Genomic DNA, 16,387 nt, shown 5'->3' with positions numbered 1-16,387 from the left:
CGGGAATGCGCCACGCGTGCAGTCCAGTTTCTGCACGCCGGTCACCGCGCATACGCGTACGGCCCGAAGGTGGCGCCAAGAAAACCGCCGGCCGACGCGGTGCTGAGCACACGCGCATCGCCTTGTTCGAGCAGCGTCTGCCACTGCCCCTCACCCACTGCGTAATCCACGTGCACGCGCGCAGCATCCAGGGCGACGCGCAGCTTGACCGGCTGCGTGGCATCGGGCAGTGGCGCGCGTGCCAGCTCCGTGCCGGTAGGTGGCTGCTGCGCTCCCGCGCGCCGATACAGCACCACCGAGGTGCCGCTGTCGTCGCGCACCAGCATGGCGGCCAGGAAATTGCTCTCCTTGGCCACGATTGCCAGGCCGGCTTGTTCGCCAGGGGCCAGCGCGCTGCCGTCCACGCTGGCGACCAAGGTTGCGTGGTGATGTTGCAGGCGATGGCCTAGATAGGCCGGCTGACCACGGCCGATATCGCCCAGCGCAACCTTCGCCGGTGTCACCCGCAAGCCTTGCGCGCCTGGCAGATACCACGGCGTTGTCGGCGGGTGGAGGGTCATCCATTGCATCGGCACGCGCGCATCCTGGAAGCGCTCGCTCCACTGCATCGGTCCGGTGGTGGGCAGGGTCTGCGTGCCTGCCGGCAAAGGGGGGCGCGTGGCGATTGTGGGAACCGGAGTGCCATGCGGGAGCACCACCGGCCAGCCGTCGCGCCATTGCACCGGCAACAGGAAGGTTTCGCGGCCCAGGGTGTAGTGATTGCCCTGGTATGGGCGCGTCGCGAGAAATACCGCCCACCAGGTGCCGTCCTTGAGTTCGACGAACTGCGTATGCCCGGCCGAGGTAATCGGCGCACTGCGCGATGGGTCCAGATCGCGCTGGGTGAGGACCGGATTGCCGCTCCAGGTGTCGTACGGCCCGGTGATCTGGCGGCTGCGGTAGATCATCTGCGCGTGCTGCTCGCCGGTGCCGCCTTCGGCCGCGGTAAGGTAGTAATAGCCATCGCGGCGGAACAAATGCGGGCCTTCGATGTGTTCGGGATTGGTCGCCGGCTTGAAGCCGGAATCCACGATCACCTGCCGCGTGCCGACCAGCTTCATCCGCGCCAGATCCAGCTGCTGCAGCCAGATGGCGCGATGCCCCTCGTAGCGCATCTTGCCGGCGGGCACGTCGTTGTTGACCAGCCAGGCGCTGCCATCGTCATCGAAGAACAGCAGAGGGGTCGATGCCTTTGACGTCCAGCCAGATCGGATCCGACCACGGCCCGGCAGGGTCCTTGGCGGTGATCAGGAAATTGCCGCCATCGCAGTAAAAACAGGTGTTGGCGATGTAGAAGGTACCTTCGTGGTAGCTGATACTGGCGGCGAACAGGCCGCGGGTCAGTTCGTCGTTGCCGTAGTGGATCTGGGTCGGTCGGTCGATGGCGTTGCCGATCTGATTCCAGTGCACCAAGTCGCTGCTCTTGAACACTGGCAGGCCGGGGAAGTAGCCAAAGCTGGAGTTCACCAGGTAAAAATCGTCGCCGACGCGCACCGCCGACGGGTCCGGATGGAAACCGGCCACGACCGGATTGCGGTATTGCGCGGCAGTCGGCACGGGGCCGCCATCGTCGCCTTGGTAATCGATCTGAGTGATCAGCGCCGTCCCGGCATGCGCCAGCTGACAGCTCAATGCGGCCAGCAGGCCGGCCATCCATCCGAGTCGTTTCATGAGATCCCCTGATGCCAGGCCCTGGCGCAACGCCAGTACGACACCAGCATGACACCACGCGCGGTGGCACGGCATGACGTTTTGCGATGCCAGCGCTGCGTGTTGGCATGTCTGCACGCTCGTGGCTGTGTGTGGATCGGGGGTCTGCCACTCCGCTGCAACGTTGCTGACATATCGTGCGCGCGGCGCCGCCGGACGGCGTGCCATGCCGAGCGGCCTCGACGCTGTGTCATCACCTCGCATCACTACTTAGGATCAACCCGCATGTCGTTGTACTCGCCTGTCTTTCCGTCGCCGGTATCCGCTATTGCACACCTCGCTGCGCGCCGCCGCACCGCCTTGCAGCGCACGCCGCTGGCAAGTGCCTGCGCTGGCCTGTTGCTTGCCTCGCTGGCGGCAACCGCGTCTGCGCAGCAAGCGCCGACGACTCAGGGCCAAGGCAGCCCGACTGCGCTGGATACGGTCACCGTCACCGCCGAGCACCGCGAGCAGAACCTGCAGGAAGTGCCGGTCTCGGTAGGCGTGGTGCAGGGCGCGGCGATGCGCGAGTACACCGCCGGCGGCGACGACACGCTGCTGGCCCTGTCCGGCCGTGTGCCGGGCTTCTACGCCGAAACCACCACCGGGCGCATCTTCCCGCGCTTCTATATCCGTGGCCTGGGCAATATCGATTTCTATCTGGGTGCCTCGCAGCCGGTCTCCATCATCCAGGACGATGTGGTGCTGGAGCATGTGGTGCTCAAATCCAACCCGGTCTATGACGTGGATCAGGTTGAAGTGCTGCGTGGCCCGCAAGGCACGCTGTTCGGCCGCAACACCACTGCGGGCATCGTCAAGTTCGACACCGTCAAGCCCAGCGATACCTACACCGGGCGCGTCAATGCCAGCTACGGCAGTTACAACACCATCTCGCTGGATGGCGGCTTCGGTGGCCCCATCAACGATGTGCTGTCGTTCCGCGTCTCTGCCTTGTATCAGCATCGCGACGATTGGGTGGACAACACCTTTGCCGGCAGCAGCGCCGACGGCACACGCACGCCGCGCAAGGATGCGATGGGCGGCTACAACGACCGCAATGCGCGCTTACAACTGCTGCTAAAGCCTAACGATGCTTTCTCGCTGCTGGGCTCGGTGCATACGCGCGACTACAACGGCACTTCCACGTTGTTCCTGCGCAATGCAGTAACGCGCGGTAGCGACAAGGTCGATGTGCCGCGCGATCGCGTGGCCTACGACGAAGCACATGACAACCCGCAGGCGTATCAAACCGATGGCGGCTCGCTCAAGGCGATCTACGACTTCGGCGGCGTGTCGCTGACCTCCATCACCGCCTACGAAACCACTTCCGGTTATAGCCGTGGCGATACCGACGGCGGCGCTGCAGCCAATTACCCGGTCAATGGCGTGCCGAACGGCTTTGGTCAGTCGATGGGACAGATCCGCGATCTGGACCAGTACACGCAGGAACTGCGCCTGGCAAGCGAAGGCGACGATGCGCTGCAATGGCAGGTGGGCGCGTTCTACTTCGATGGCCGTGATACCACCGATTTCTATCAGCGTGCGTATTTCCTGCAGACCGCTGCGCGCAATCCCAACAACTGGGTGCGCCTGCGCAACACCAATACCTCGTGGGCCGGCTTCGGACAGCTCAGCTACAAGGCCACCGACGCGCTGACGCTGACCGCCGGCATCCGCCAAACCAAGGACACCAAGGAAACCCGTCTGCTCAAGACCGCCGATACCGCCGCCGGTGTGGTGACGTATCGCGGCCGGCGCGACGTACGCATGTCCGATACCCAGCCCAGCTGGGACCTGAGTGCGATGTATGCAATCGACCCGCAGCTGAGCGTATATGCACGTGTGGCACGCGGCTTCCGTGGCCCCACCATCCAGGGCCGCAGCGCGGTGTTCAATTCGGACTTCACCACCGCCGATTCGGAAACCATCCTGTCGTGGGAAGCCGGCATCAAGAGCAGCCTGTTCGACAATCGTCTGCGTTTGAATGTCAGCGGCTTCACCTACACGGTGGACGACATCCAGCTCAACGGCAACGATTCGGACGGCAATGGCGTGCTGTTCAATGCCGACAAGGCCAAGGCCTACGGCATGGAAGCGGACCTGGACTGGCGCCCGATTTCCAACCTGTCGATCACCGCCGGCCTGAGTCTGCTGCACAGCGAAATCCACGACAAACGCGTCTACGCACAGGCCTGCGCGCTCAATGGCGTGGTGGTGTGCACGGTCAACGACCCGACCATCCGCGTGGGTGCCAACACCTTCGCGCAGATCGACGGCAACCCGCTGCCCAACGCGCCCAAGTACAACCTCAACCTGGCCGCGCGCTACGACATTCCGGTGGGCAACGATGGCGCCTTCTTCGTCTCCACCGACTGGAACAAGCAGGGCCAGACCAGCTTCGTGCTGTACGACTCCACCGAGTTCCGCGCCAACGGCAATTTCGAAGGCGGCCTCAAGCTCGGCTACACCGGCGGCTATGGCGCGTGGGAAGTGGCCGCGTTCGCGCGCAACATCACCAACGAGAAGAACGTCAAGGGCGTGATCGAAAACTACATGGCGGCGGTCTACAACGAGCCGCGCGTGGTGGGCGTGTCGCTCAACGTCAACTGGCAGTAATGGATTGATGGCTTGACTGCGTTCACTGCGCGCCGCAGTGATGTTTCTTGTGTGGAGACAGGCCAGCTGCGCGCAAGCCCAGCTGGCCTTCTTGTTGCGTCATCGATTGCCCAATACCGAACGCACCCAGCTGACGATCTGGGCACTGCTCACCGCGCCGGAATGACGGCCGATCTCCTGCCCACTGTGGAGGACCAGCAAGGTGGGAATGCTACGGATGCCAAAGCGCGTGCCCAGCGCCGGATGCAGGTCGGTATCCACCTTGGCCAGGCGTACCTGCGGTTCCAGTGCCGCGGCGGCGGCGGCAAATTGCGGCGCCATGCTCAGGCACGGCCCGCACCACGGTGCCCAGAAATCCACCACCAACGGCAGTGCACTGCGCACTGCATGCTTGTCGAAGTCCGCAGCCGACAGGGCCACCGGTGTCCCCAGAAACAGCGGTTTATGGCAGCTGCCGCAATTGGGCGCATCGCGCAGGCGCGTGTACGCGATGCGGTTCATCGCAGCGCAACTCGGGCAGGCGATCAGAAGCGGTGCGTCGGTCATGTCGGTCTCCAGGAGGCGGCGCTGCCTGCGCTGCCCGGCGATCGCTGGCGGCGCGCAGGCTGCATGCCGCCAGTGTAGCTGCCATGCCAAAGACGCTGTACCGAGGGCCGGCGGCTGTACCGGCATGCGGATGCGTGGCGAGCTGGCTGCGCCGTGGCGCGCTGCAGCGCTCAGGCCGATTGGCCAAGCGTCATGACAGGCACGAAGCCGCCGTAGATCATGCGCTTACCGTCGAACGGCATCGGGTTGACGGACGGATCCATGCGCGGGTCTTCCATCATCTTGCGCATGCCTTCATCGCGGGTGGCCTTGTCCGGCCATTCGATCCAAGAAAACACGACGGTTTCCTCTTTGGTTGCATCGACTGCGCGATAGAAGTCAGTCCATTGCCCCTGCTGGACATCATCGCCCCAGCACTCCACCACGCGCAGTGCACCGTACTCCATGATGACTGCATCGCCCATGCGGGCATGCGCGATAAATGCGTCTTTGTTGGCCGTGGGGACGGCGAGCACAAAACCATCGATATACGACATAACCACCTCCGCAAACAGGGCGCACGGTGTGCACCTGAGGATAACCAAGGGATGTTGGTGCGACCAAGAACTGGAGAGCAGTGGTGCAGAAGCGTTCATCCAGCACGCTGGCCGCACGAGCATACGGTGCATGCAGCGTGGCAGCACTGCTCGAGTTCGCTGTCGCATGCGCTGCCAGAGGGCGACTGCCGGGTTCGCTGGAGCCGCGTCAGTCGATACGGCAGTCGACATGCTGTGCGTTGATCGATGGTGGGCGCCTGGCCGCCAAAGCTCGCTGGAGGAAGCGCCAGGTTCATCGGCGCGACATGCGCTGGCTACGTGGCATGGTGGCCGCTGGCATTGCAGGCGTTGTGAGAAGCGCGGCGGTCAGGCTGCCAGGTTGTGGCGGCGGAGTCTGGCTTCGAACACCACATCACCCTCTTCGTTGCGCGCCTGCAGTGTGCCACCGTGCGCCTTGACGAATTGGTCGGCAATGAACAGCCCCAGCCCCAGGCCCTGACTGGCATGGAAGCTGGCCTTGAACGGTTCGAACAGACGCGGCATCAGGCTGTCGGGAATGTGGCCGGCGTTGCGCACCGACAGGCGCAGCGTGTCGTGCTCGCGTCCATCCAGATGCACCTGCACCGGATGGCGGCCGCCGTGCAGCACGGCATTGCCGACCAGATTGGACACCACCTGCGCCAGCCGGTCGCCGTCGCCATCGCCATCCAGGTCGCCTTCGGTACGCAGGTCGATGGTGGTGTGCGGATTGGACTGCGCCACTTCGCCCACCACGCTGTTCGCCACCTCACCGAGATTGCAGGGGCCGAACTGCATCGGCAGCCCATCGGTGCGCAGGCGCGAAAAATCCAGCAGTTGCTCGACCATGCGCGACATGCGGTGCGCGCTGTTTTCCAGATGCTCCAGCGTGCGCGCAGCCGAGCTGCCGGCATCGACATCCAGTCCGAGTTTGTCCGCGCATAGCAGGATCACCGACAGCGGCGTGCGCAAGTCGTGGGTGAGTACCGCCATCATGGTTTCGTTGAGCGTGAGCGCGCGTTCCAGCGAGGCATTGCGCGCCTTGAGCAGCCGTCGCTGCTGATACAACTCGATAAACACATTGACCTTGCTCAGGATCACGTGCGGCTCGATCGGCTTGTGCAGAAAATCCACCGCGCCGGTTTCGTAACCCTGGAAGGCACGCATCGGATCGTTCGGCGAGGCGGTCAAGAAAATGATCGGCACATGCCGGGTGCGCTGCGAACCGCGCATCAGCTCCGCCAGCGAAAAGCCGTCCATTTCCGGCATGTGCACGTCCAGTAGCGCCAACGCCACGTCGTGTTCTAGCAGCAGTTCCAGCGCTTGCGCACCGGACGCGGCGCACAGCACGCGGGTGCCGTCGCGTTGCAGCAGCGCTTCCATCGCCACCAGATTCTGCGGCACATCGTCCACGATCAGGATCTTGGTTGATTCGGCATCGTTGCTGGTTGCAGCCGGGCCGGTCGCGGTGAGGTTCATGCGTGAAAGGCTTCCAGTCGGGTGCAGATGGCCTGCAAGGTGAGCACCGCATCGGCGCCGGCATGGGCGAGGGCGGAGGCGGGCATTAGCGACGCGGCAGCATCGTCAGGGCGCTGGATCCAGGCGGTACCGCCAACAGCGCGCACTGCCGCTACACCGGCGCTGCCATCGCTACTGGCACCGGTGAGCAGAATTGCCAGCAGGCGGTCGCCGAACACGTCGGCAGCCGATTCGAACAAGGGGTCAATTGCGGGGCGCGAAAACAATACCGGTGCATCCATCGACAACGCCAGGCTGTCGCGGGTTTCCACCAGCAGGTGGTAGTCGGGCGGGGCGACGGTGACGGTGCCTGCCAGCAGCGGTTGTTTGTCCTCGGCCTCGCGCACCGGTAGCGCGCAGCGCGCATTCAGCAGCCCGGCGATGTGGCTGGGGCGGTCGCGCGGCAGATGCAGCACAACCAGTACCGGCATTGGTAAATCCGCTGCCAGGCCGGACAACAACGCCTGCAAAGCCATCACGCCACCCGCGGATGCGCCGATCACGATCGCGTCGAAATGCTGTGCGTCAGGCGTGCGGCTCATGCGGCCTTCCGATACAGCCGCTGTTCGCGTGCGCACGGCTCGAACGCCTGCGCATGTGCGCCGAATTGCAGCGACTCCTTGCTGCCCAGCCCGAGAAACCCGCGATGTACCAGCGCATCGTAGAACAACCCTACCGCACGATCCTGGAGGCTGCGGTTGAAATAGATCAGCACATTGCGGCACGACACCAGATGTACTTCGGAAAACACTGTGTCGGTGGCCAGGCTGTGATCGGCGAACACGATATTGCGCTTCAAGCGCCGGTCAAATACCGCGCCGTTGTACGCGGTGGTGTAGTAGTCAGACAGCGATGTGCGACCACCGGCATCCAGATAATTACGGCTGAACTGCGCAATGCGATCGATGCCGTAGGCACCGGCTTCGGCCAGGCTCAACGCTTCGGGATTGATGTCGGTGGCATAGATCACCGACTTTTCCAGCAGCCCTTCTTCGTGCAGCAGGATGGCCAGCGACCAGACTTCTTCTCCGGTGCTGCAGCCTGCCACCCACAGTTTGATCGAGGGATAGGTACGCAACACCGGCACCGCATGCTCGCGCAGCATGCGGAAATACGCCGGGTCACGGAACATCTCCGAGACCTGCACGGTGAAGAACTGCATCGCCTGCGCAAAGGTGTCAGGCTCGTGCAGCAAACGGTGCTGCAGATCGGCCACGCGCGCGCAGTCAAAACGCGCCATTGCATGGCGCATGCGCCGCCGCAACGACGACACCGCGTAGTCGCGGAAGTCGTAGTGATAGCGCTGGTACACCGCTTCCAGCAGCATGCGCAGTTCCAGATCGAACAGCTCTACCGGGTTCATTGCCGCGAGCACCACACGCGGCACAGCGACACCAGCTTGTCCACATCGATGGGCTTGGCGATGTAGTCGTTGGCACCGGCTTCCAGGCAACGTTCGCGGTCGTCGGCCATGGCCTTGGCGGTCAGCGCGATGATGGGCAGATCCTGCCATTGACGGTTTGCACGGATCTGCCGCATCGCAGTGATGCCATCCATCTCCGGCATCATGATGTCCATCAGCATCAGGTCCACCTCGTGTTTGGCCAGGTGCTCCAGTGCCTCGCGGCCATTGCGTGCGATCTGCAGCGTCACGCCCAGCGGTTCGAGTACGCTGGACAACGCGAAGATGTTGCGCACGTCGTCCTCAGCAAGCAGGACGGTGGCGCCGTCCAGTACCGCATCGCGGCGGCGCGCTTCGCGCAGCAGGCGCTGCTGATCGCTGGGCAACGACGCTTCCACGCTATGCAGGAACAGCGTTACTTCGTCGAGCAGGCGCTCCGGGGAGCGCACGCCCTTGATGATTATGCTCTTGGAATAGCGGCGCAGGCGTTGTTCTTCGTCGCGGGTGAGCGCACGCCCGGTGTAGACGATCACGGGAGGGAAGGCGACCGCATCGTTGCCGGCCATGCGTTCGAGCAAGTCGTAGCCGCTGCCGTCGGGCAAGGCCAGATCGGTGACCATGCAATCGAAGGTGGAGCCTGCAAGCTGCTCCATCGCCTCGGCGATGCTGCCGACCGCGACGATGTCCAACTGGTCGCGCGCCAACAGCAACTGCAAGTTCGCACGCAATGCGCTGTCGTCTTCGACGATCAACAGGCGGCGCACTGCACGTGCATTGGTTTCTTCCAGTTGGCGGATCGCACCGGCCAACAACTCACGCGTGGCCGGCTTGATGAGATAACCGACCGCGCCAAGCTCCAGTGCAATCTGGCTGCGTTCCAACGCGGACACGACGTGCACCGGAACGTGACGTGTGGCCGGGTCGCGCTTGAGGCGTTCGAGCACGCTCAGGCCAGAGGCATCCGGCAAGCCGATGTCGAGCAGGATGCCGCTGGGGCGTAGCTCTGCCGCCAGACGCAGCGCTTCCTCTGCGTTGGGAGCCACCACGCAATCGAAATCCAGTTCGTGGGCCAGTTCCACCAGCGCCTGCGCGAAGCGAGTGTCGTCTTCCACCGCCAGAATCAGGCGGCCGGGACGGCTGCGTTGGTTGCGATCATCGTCGGCGCGCTGGATCGGTGCAGCGCTGGGCGAAGCGATCGGCAGCGGGGCGATGTGGGCGGCGGCAAGAGCCTGCGCGCCGGGTTGCGCGGCCGTTGACATGCCGCTGCGCTGTTGCACGGAGCCGCCCGCTGTCGAATGCGGTGCCGTGGCGGCATTCGCGGTCACACCAGCAGTGCTGATCACTTCCGCAGGTGCGCCATCGGTGGGCAATTCCAACGTAAAGCAACTGCCCCGGCCCGGCTCGCTGTCCACACGGATGCTGCCACCCATGCGTTGCGCCAGGTCGCGCGAAATCGACAAGCCCAGCCCGGTGCCGCCATAGCGGCGGCGCGTACTGCCATCGGCCTGACGGAACGCTTCGAAGATCACTTCGGTCTGTTCGCGCGCAATGCCAATGCCGGTGTCGGTCACCGCAAAACGCACACGTCCCGGCGCATGTGCCTGGACCCACAGACTGACCTGGCCGTGTTCGGTGAACTTGATTGCGTTGGCCAGCAGGTTTTTGAGGATCTGCTGCAGGCGCTGGCTGTCGACCACCAGCTGCATCGGCGCATCGGCATCGGCTGCGATCTCCAATGTCAGGCCTTTCTGCCGCGCTAGCGGTTCGAAGGTTTCGCGCAGGCGCTGCAGCACCGAGCTGGTAGCGACGGTTTCGTCGGTCAGTTCCACGTGCCCCGCTTCAATCTTGGACAGGTCCAGGATGTCGTTGATCAGCGTTAGCAGGTCGTTGTTGGACGACAGGATGGCCTGCGCGTATTTCACTTGCTCGGCGCTGAGCGTGCCGTCCTTGTTGTCGGCCAATAGCTTGGCCAGGATCAACGCGCTGTTGAGCGGGGTGCGCAACTCGTGCGACATGTTGGCCAGGAATTCTGACTTGTAGCGCGAGGCGGTGGACAACTCGTTGCTATTGCGCACCAGCTGATTTTGCGCGATCAGCAAGGCCTGCTTCTGCGCTTCCAGTGCCTGGGTGCGCTCCTCCAACTGCACGTTGGTCTGTTCCAATTCTGCCTGCTGCACTTCCAGATCGCTTTGCGATTGCTGCAGGCTGCGGCTCTGTTCTTCCAGTTCTTCGTTGGCAACGCGCAGCTCTTCCTGCTGGGTCTGCAGCTCTTCGCTCTGCCGCTGGGTTTCTTCCAGCAAGGCCACTAATTGTGCGCGCAGCAGTGCGGTGCGCAGCGCCAGGCCGATATTTTCGCCGCAGCGTGCCAGCAGTTCTTCTTCGCGCGAGCCGGCGGTGCGTGGGTCAGTCACGCGCCCGAGCTCGATGATGCCGATCACCCGTCCATCGGCAGTGATCGGTGCCAGCAGCAGCTCCTGGCAGCCACTCTGGCCCAGCCCGGAGGCGATCTGCAAATGCCCCGCATCCACACCACGCAGGCGCCGCACCGTGCCACGTTGCAGTACTTCGCCAAGTTGGCCGGCAGTGGTTGGCAGCGTCTGCGGAAGATCGGGCGGCAGCGCCCCACCACCGGTGAGCCGCAGGCGTTCGCCTTCGATGCGATACAGCGCGCCGACCTGCGCATCCAGCGTCTCGCACAAGGCGCGCACCGCGGCGTCGGCCAACTCCTGCGGCGCTTGATCGCCGCGCAAACTGGCTTCGACCGTGTTCTCTGCCTGCTGCAGCCACAGCGCGAATTCGGCCTGTCGGCGTGCGCGGATCGCCTGCATCACCACCAACGCCATCGCCAGAAACGATACGCCGCCGATGCTGCGGTTGACCGATGAAAAACTCGAGTTGGTGCTCGGTGGCGCGAGCTCAAAGCCGATCGCCAGCAAGACGCACGACAACGCGCCCACGACAAGCGGTACCTGCGGACGGTTCTGAAACACCGTCACGCCGACCGCGACGAAGTAGGTCAGCCACACCGCATAACCCAGTGGGGTGACCAACTCCATGCCCAGCGTGCTAGCCATCAAAGCCCCCGCGATGACCCAAATCCAGCGGTCGCGTGTGGTCGAGATGGTTTGCATAGGGCGCGCGGACCGAACTTGAGAGGGCGGTCATGTTAGCCGATAACTTTCACGCGCAAATCGGCGGAAATTTGACGCTTTTTGCTGCCGGGTTGGCTTGCACGCGACCTTCACGCATCCATCACTATGGTCGCGCGCTTTCACCGGGGAAACATTGCGCGATGGATGCGGAAACGGCCGTCGACAGTGCGGGGCCGCTTTCTTACGAAAGCCGGCAGTGTCAGCTGTTGGTGCAGAGCGTGTCCGATTGCGCGATCTACATGCTCGATATCGCTGGCCATATCCGCAGCTGGAACCCAGGCGGCGAGCGTATCAAGGGCTACAGCGCAAACGCAGTCATTGGCACGCATTTCTCGCGGTTTTATCTGCCCGAGGATGCGCAACGTGATGAGCCTGGCCGCAATCTGGAGATCGCCAGGCGCGAAGGGCGCTTCGCCGCAGAAGGCTGGCGACTGCGCAAGGACGGCAGCCGGTTCTGGGCCAGCGTAGTGATCGAACCGGTGCTGGAATTCGGCGTGCTGGTGGGGTTTGCCAAAGTGACCCGCGATCTCACCGAGCGGCATGAAGCGCAGCAGTTGCTGCAGCAGACGCAACAGGCGTTGTTGCAGTCGCAAAAAGTCGAAGCGTTGGGGCGGTTGACCCTAGGCATGGCGCACGATTTCAACAACCTGTTGACGGTGATGGTGACCAGCCTGGATTTGATCGCGCTACGCGCAGGCGAGGATGCACGCACCCGCATGCTGATCGAAGCGGCGCAAACCGCGGTAGATCGTGGCACCTTGTTGACGCGGCAACTGCTCGCCTTCGCGCGTGGCCAACGGCTGAACCCTGAGCGCCACGCCGTTCAAGACATCGTGACGCGTTCGCAGCAACTATTGCGACGTGCCTGCCCGTCGGCTGTGGGCCTGTCGCTGCAGTTTGCCGAGGCAGTGCCGGACGTGCGCGTAGACCCCGGCCAGCTGGAAGCGGCGTTGCTCAATCTGGTCTTCAATAGTTGCGATGCGATGCCTGCTGGCGGCGCCATCGCGTTGATCACTTCTGCCGTTCAACGCACCGCGCCGTCAGACCCGCAAGGTGTGCCGCGCCGGTACGTCGCCGTTGCGGTGCGCGACGACGGCCCAGGTATGTCGGCGCACGTGGCGCAACGTGCTAGCGAGCCGTTTTTCACCACCAAAGATGTCGGCAAGGGCTCAGGCCTGGGGTTGAGCCAGGTCCATGGCTTTGCATCCCAATCCGGTGGCTTCGTCGCGCTTGAGACCGCACCCGGACGCGGCACCACTGTCACTGTGTTTCTCCCGGCCGTTGAGGAGGCCGAGCATGACTGAATCCCTTCGCCTGCTGATGGTGGAAGACCAAGAAGAACTGCGCGAATTGATCGGCGAAGCGCTGCGCGATGCTGGCATCAGCGTCGACACGGCCGATGATGGCCACAGCGCGTTGCGCATGTTGCGCGGCAGCGGTCCGTACGATGTGGTGTTTAGTGATATCCGCATGCCCAACGGCATGTCGGGCATCGAATTGAGCGAGCAGGTGGCACAGCTGCTGCCGCAGGCGCGCGTCATTCTGGCCTCGGGCTTGGCCAAGGCGCAGTTGCCGCCGTTGCCCGCTCAGGTCGATTTCCTGCCCAAGCCGTATCGCCTGCGCCAGCTCATCGACATGCTCAAGAGCACTGCAGCCAACGCATAAACGTTGGCTGCAGTGCTTCATCAACGGCTCTGGTAATACACCTTGTCGATGGCGATTTCCACCGGTGCAGCCGGCGGATCGGCCACCAGCATGAAGGGCTGTTTGACCGCCTGCAGATCTAAATCGTAGAACGCACTGAACGGGATGCTCACCTCGTGCCAGGCGCCATCGCGCACCAGTCCGTACTGGTTGCCACCGGCCGCAAAATCCACCCAGCTGTCGCCAAAGCTGGTGTTGATGCCGATCTTGAATGTCGATGGCGTGGTGGTCTTGACCTGCAGTTTCAACGCACCGCCGGCATACGCTGCGAGATTGCGATAGTCGCTCTGGATGCCTAACCCAAACCACGCGCCGGCATTGGCGCGGTACGCCATGACACTGCCGCCCTCGAACGGCGCCTGCGCAATCGGGATGAGGTTATTCCATAGATAGAGCTCGGCATCCTGGCCGAAGGTCAGCCGCGCGCTGATATCGGTTTGTTCGGTAAACACGCCAAATCGCCCAGCAGGCACCGCATGTTGCGCACCCACGTACAACTGCGACCCTGGGTTCTGATACAGGCGGATGTAATCGACCTCCATCTTGCCCGGTAGCGGCGCGGTGACTGCGGCCGGTGAGGTCACCCCGGTATAGGTGCCCCCCACCGCCAGATTGAGCAGCAGATACTGCTGCTGATGGAATTCGTGCAACGAGGCGCCTTCGATATTGGAAATCGCAAATTCGAAATACTGCTGCCCGTCGATCGAGACGCGGATGAACTGCGGGTCCCAGGTCATGCGATACACATGAAAATCGTTATGTAGATTCACCGGGCTGGTGTAGCTGGTGTCGTAGTCGGCTTGCGAGCCGTTGTAGTCCCAATGCACGGCCGCACCGATCCGGCGATTTGCGGTGCCGTTGGCGATCGCCGCGGCCATGCCGGCTTCCATCAGATCGATTTCGCCACGCCCAGGCCATACACCGATGGTGCCCAGCATCCAGTACGCCGGCCATAGCCCATTGCCGACGATCGGCGTCTTGATGCGCGCTTCGAGCGTGCCGTATTTGAAATGCATGCGGCCTTCGGTCTTGAGCCGCGCAGAGGTGAAGGGCATGCCGCCGAACGCTTCGCGGCGCGCTTCGATCACCAGCCGGCCGTTCTCGATGCGCGCGTTGTCGGGGCGACTGGTGTAGTACTGCATTTCGCCATTACCCCAGCCGCACAAGCCGATCTGACACCCGTTGCCGACGTCGTAGGTCCACTTGGTGCCGTCGATGGATGGCCCGTTGAAGTTGTCTTCCCACACCAGGGTCTGCGCGTGCACACAAGGTGTCAGTGCGATGCCCAGCACAACAGCGAACTGTACGGTGACGCGGCGTACGACGCTCATGCGTATCTCCAAGGATGGACCGGTGTCCGTGGAGTAGCGACGCTGCGCAGCGCTTGGTTCAGAGTCAAAGCAATTGTTCGATCTGACTCCGTTTCGTGGTGTTCATTCCGGAATACTCCATCAATGGTATGACGCCAGTCGCAAACGTCGGCTGCTGCATGTTGCGCGGCAGCAGCCCGGTGCGATCGGCAATGCTCGCGGCTGGTGCTGCCTCCAATCGGCGCGCTTGCGTACACCCAGCAAAGCCCGGAGCTTGTCGAGGACGCATGGAAGCGGTTGCAGCGCGCTCAGGACATCCGGGCGCGGTACTCGTAGACAATCCCGTGGGCCTCATGCATCTGGCGACCACCAGCGTTGCTCAATGCCCCGCATGCACCGTCCACGCAACCAGGCGGACCACCAGCGGCCGCACCACCAGCACGCAGCAGAACGCAGTGGGCATTGCGATGCGGTAGGCGTCCAGGACGCGCCACCCGAACCCTGGCGTCAGGCCGGTGTTGGCGCCGGTAATCACGATGCACATCAGCAGCGCCATGATCGCGGCCATGTAAAACGCAAACACGAACGGAGTGGCGCGGACACCGAGTTTCCAGCGTGGGCGCGCCAGTGCGGAGGAGGGTGGGGATGACGACATGCGGTGACCTCGCTTGCCGCGAATCAGCGGCGTGGTGCAACTCTAGGATGCGGGTCGCAGGCCGGGTAGATGGCGTAACCTTGCGGCTTACGTAAGAAGATCTTACGAATCGCCAGGGAATACTTGTCCATCAAATGAATATTCTTCAGTCGATTCGCAGTTTTGTCAGTACCGTCGATGCGGGAAGCATTGCCGGTGGGGCCAAGTTGCTGGGCGTCAGCGCCGCTGCGGTCAGCCAGAACATTGCGCGGCTGGAGCACCACCTGGGCGTGCGCCTGCTGCACCGGACCACCCGCAGCCTGGCGCTGACCGAGCGCGGCGCGCTGTACTTCGAACAGGTGAGGCAGCTGGAGCGCGACCTGGAGCGTGCACGCCAGCTGGTGGCCGGCCCGCAGCATGCGCCGGCGGGGCGATTGCGCGTGGCCAGCACCGCTGCATTCGCACGTCACGTGCTCGCACCGATGCTGCCTGCGCTGCGGCAGCGTTACCCGCAGCTGGAGATCGAGCTGCTATGCACCGACCGTGCCGTGCAGCATGCGCAGGAAAGCGTGGATGTCAGTCTGCGGATCGAGGCGCAACTCGAAGATGGCCTGGTGGCACGTTGCATCGCCCAGGTGCCGATGGTGATCTGCGCTGCGCCCGATTATCTGGCGCGCTACGGGATGCCGCAGGGCGCGGACGACTTGAAGTATCACGATTGCCTGTTGCTGCGTTACCCGGTCGACGGACGCTGCCTGCCGTGGAATTTCGTGCGCAATGGCGTGCGTTTCCAGCCGGAATTGGGCAAGGCGATGGTGAGCGACGATATCGATGCGCTCGCCACCATGGCCGCTGCCGGTGGCGGCATCGCGCGCCTGGCCGCCTATGTCGTGCAGCCTTACCTGCAGCGCGGCGAGCTGCAGCCGCTGGTTGTCTCCGATCCGGGCAGCACCACGCAGGCCTTACCGGAGCCGCTGCGGATCTACCTCTGCGTGGCCGACCGCCGCGACTTCACTCCGAAGGTGCGTGCCTTCATGGCGCATCTACTCGAACGCCTGCCGCCAGAGTGGCGGCTCGCAGAGCCGGACGCGCTGCCGGCATCGGCACCCACATCCGTCTAGGTCGGCCAACCAGACATGGCCAGCGACGGCCAGGCGGGCGTGGATGGCGCGCTCACTTCGTGGGCGCGCGTTACATGATGATGTCGAGCACCGGCCTGGCCT

Annotated in this window: 12 protein-coding genes and 1 pseudogene; 4 read left to right on the top strand and 9 right to left on the bottom strand. The window is 63.6% G+C overall.

The window, feature by feature from the left end; genetic code table 11:
* Positions 1-41: 41 nt before the first annotated feature.
* Positions 42-1,692: pseudogene (locus tag XpruCFBP8353_RS11930) on the bottom strand (glycoside hydrolase family 43 protein).
* Between the two features lie 282 nt (positions 1,693-1,974).
* Here XpruCFBP8353_RS11930 and XpruCFBP8353_RS11925 point away from each other — a divergent pair.
* Positions 1,975-4,344 (top strand): TonB-dependent receptor, encoded by a 2,370-nt coding sequence (locus tag XpruCFBP8353_RS11925; RefSeq protein ID WP_101363435.1) that lies wholly within the window; start codon positions 1,975-1,977, stop codon positions 4,342-4,344.
* Positions 4,345-4,443: 99 nt separating this feature from the next.
* On the opposite strand, the gene trxC is transcribed toward XpruCFBP8353_RS11925, so the two are convergent.
* From trxC to XpruCFBP8353_RS11895, 6 genes are all read right to left on the bottom strand, one after another.
* Complete coding sequence (gene trxC / locus XpruCFBP8353_RS11920; protein ID WP_101363667.1) at positions 4,444-4,890, bottom strand: thioredoxin TrxC; 447 nt, start codon at positions 4,888-4,890, stop codon at positions 4,444-4,446.
* Between the two features lie 170 nt (positions 4,891-5,060).
* Positions 5,061-5,426 carry a DUF1428 domain-containing protein gene (locus tag XpruCFBP8353_RS11915; RefSeq protein WP_101363434.1) on the bottom strand — a complete coding sequence of 122 codons (366 nt, stop codon included), beginning with the start codon at positions 5,424-5,426 and terminating at the stop codon, positions 5,061-5,063.
* A gap of 366 nt (positions 5,427-5,792) precedes the next feature.
* The gene (locus XpruCFBP8353_RS11910) at positions 5,793-6,923 is read right to left on the bottom strand and encodes a hybrid sensor histidine kinase/response regulator (RefSeq protein WP_101363433.1); all 1,131 of its coding nucleotides are present in this window, start codon (positions 6,921-6,923) and stop codon (positions 5,793-5,795) included.
* Positions 6,920-7,504, bottom strand: coding sequence for a chemotaxis protein CheB (locus tag XpruCFBP8353_RS11905; RefSeq protein WP_101363432.1), 585 nt, complete (start codon positions 7,502-7,504; stop codon positions 6,920-6,922). The genes XpruCFBP8353_RS11910 and XpruCFBP8353_RS11905 overlap by 4 nt, the downstream gene beginning before the upstream one ends.
* Positions 7,501-8,349: a CheR family methyltransferase gene (locus tag XpruCFBP8353_RS11900; RefSeq protein ID WP_207759628.1), complete on the bottom strand. Its 849-nt coding sequence runs from the start codon at positions 8,347-8,349 to the stop codon at positions 7,501-7,503. The genes XpruCFBP8353_RS11905 and XpruCFBP8353_RS11900 overlap by 4 nt, the downstream gene beginning before the upstream one ends.
* On the bottom strand, positions 8,322-11,495 hold the full coding sequence (locus XpruCFBP8353_RS11895; protein WP_101363431.1) for a response regulator: 3,174 nt from the start codon (positions 11,493-11,495) through the stop codon (positions 8,322-8,324). Before XpruCFBP8353_RS11895 ends, XpruCFBP8353_RS11900 begins: the two co-directional genes overlap by 28 nt.
* 161 nt (positions 11,496-11,656) lie before the next feature.
* On the opposite strand from XpruCFBP8353_RS11895, the gene XpruCFBP8353_RS11890 reads away from it, so the two are divergent.
* Positions 11,657-12,820, top strand: coding sequence for a PAS domain-containing sensor histidine kinase (locus XpruCFBP8353_RS11890; RefSeq protein ID WP_101363430.1), 1,164 nt, complete (start codon positions 11,657-11,659; stop codon positions 12,818-12,820).
* The gene (locus XpruCFBP8353_RS11885; protein WP_101363429.1) at positions 12,813-13,181 is read left to right on the top strand and encodes a response regulator; all 369 of its coding nucleotides are present in this window, start codon (positions 12,813-12,815) and stop codon (positions 13,179-13,181) included. The genes XpruCFBP8353_RS11890 and XpruCFBP8353_RS11885 overlap by 8 nt, the downstream gene beginning before the upstream one ends.
* A gap of 20 nt (positions 13,182-13,201) precedes the next feature.
* On the opposite strand, the gene XpruCFBP8353_RS11880 is transcribed toward XpruCFBP8353_RS11885, so the two are convergent.
* Complete coding sequence (locus XpruCFBP8353_RS11880) at positions 13,202-14,551, bottom strand: glycoside hydrolase family 16 protein (RefSeq protein ID WP_101363428.1); 1,350 nt, start codon at positions 14,549-14,551, stop codon at positions 13,202-13,204.
* A 358-nt stretch (positions 14,552-14,909) separates the two neighbouring features.
* On the bottom strand, positions 14,910-15,185 hold the full coding sequence (locus XpruCFBP8353_RS11875) for a DUF2798 domain-containing protein (protein ID WP_101363427.1): 276 nt from the start codon (positions 15,183-15,185) through the stop codon (positions 14,910-14,912).
* Positions 15,186-15,319: 134 nt separating this feature from the next.
* On the opposite strand from XpruCFBP8353_RS11875, the gene XpruCFBP8353_RS11870 reads away from it, so the two are divergent.
* Positions 15,320-16,285 carry a LysR family transcriptional regulator gene (locus XpruCFBP8353_RS11870; RefSeq protein ID WP_101363426.1) on the top strand — a complete coding sequence of 322 codons (966 nt, stop codon included), beginning with the start codon at positions 15,320-15,322 and terminating at the stop codon, positions 16,283-16,285.
* The last annotated feature ends 102 nt before the right edge of the window (positions 16,286-16,387 follow it).

Source organism: Xanthomonas prunicola (genome assembly GCF_002846205.1).
Taxonomy (GTDB): Bacteria; Pseudomonadota; Gammaproteobacteria; order Xanthomonadales; family Xanthomonadaceae; genus Xanthomonas; species Xanthomonas prunicola.
This window is presented reverse-complemented; position numbering and strand designations above follow the sequence as displayed.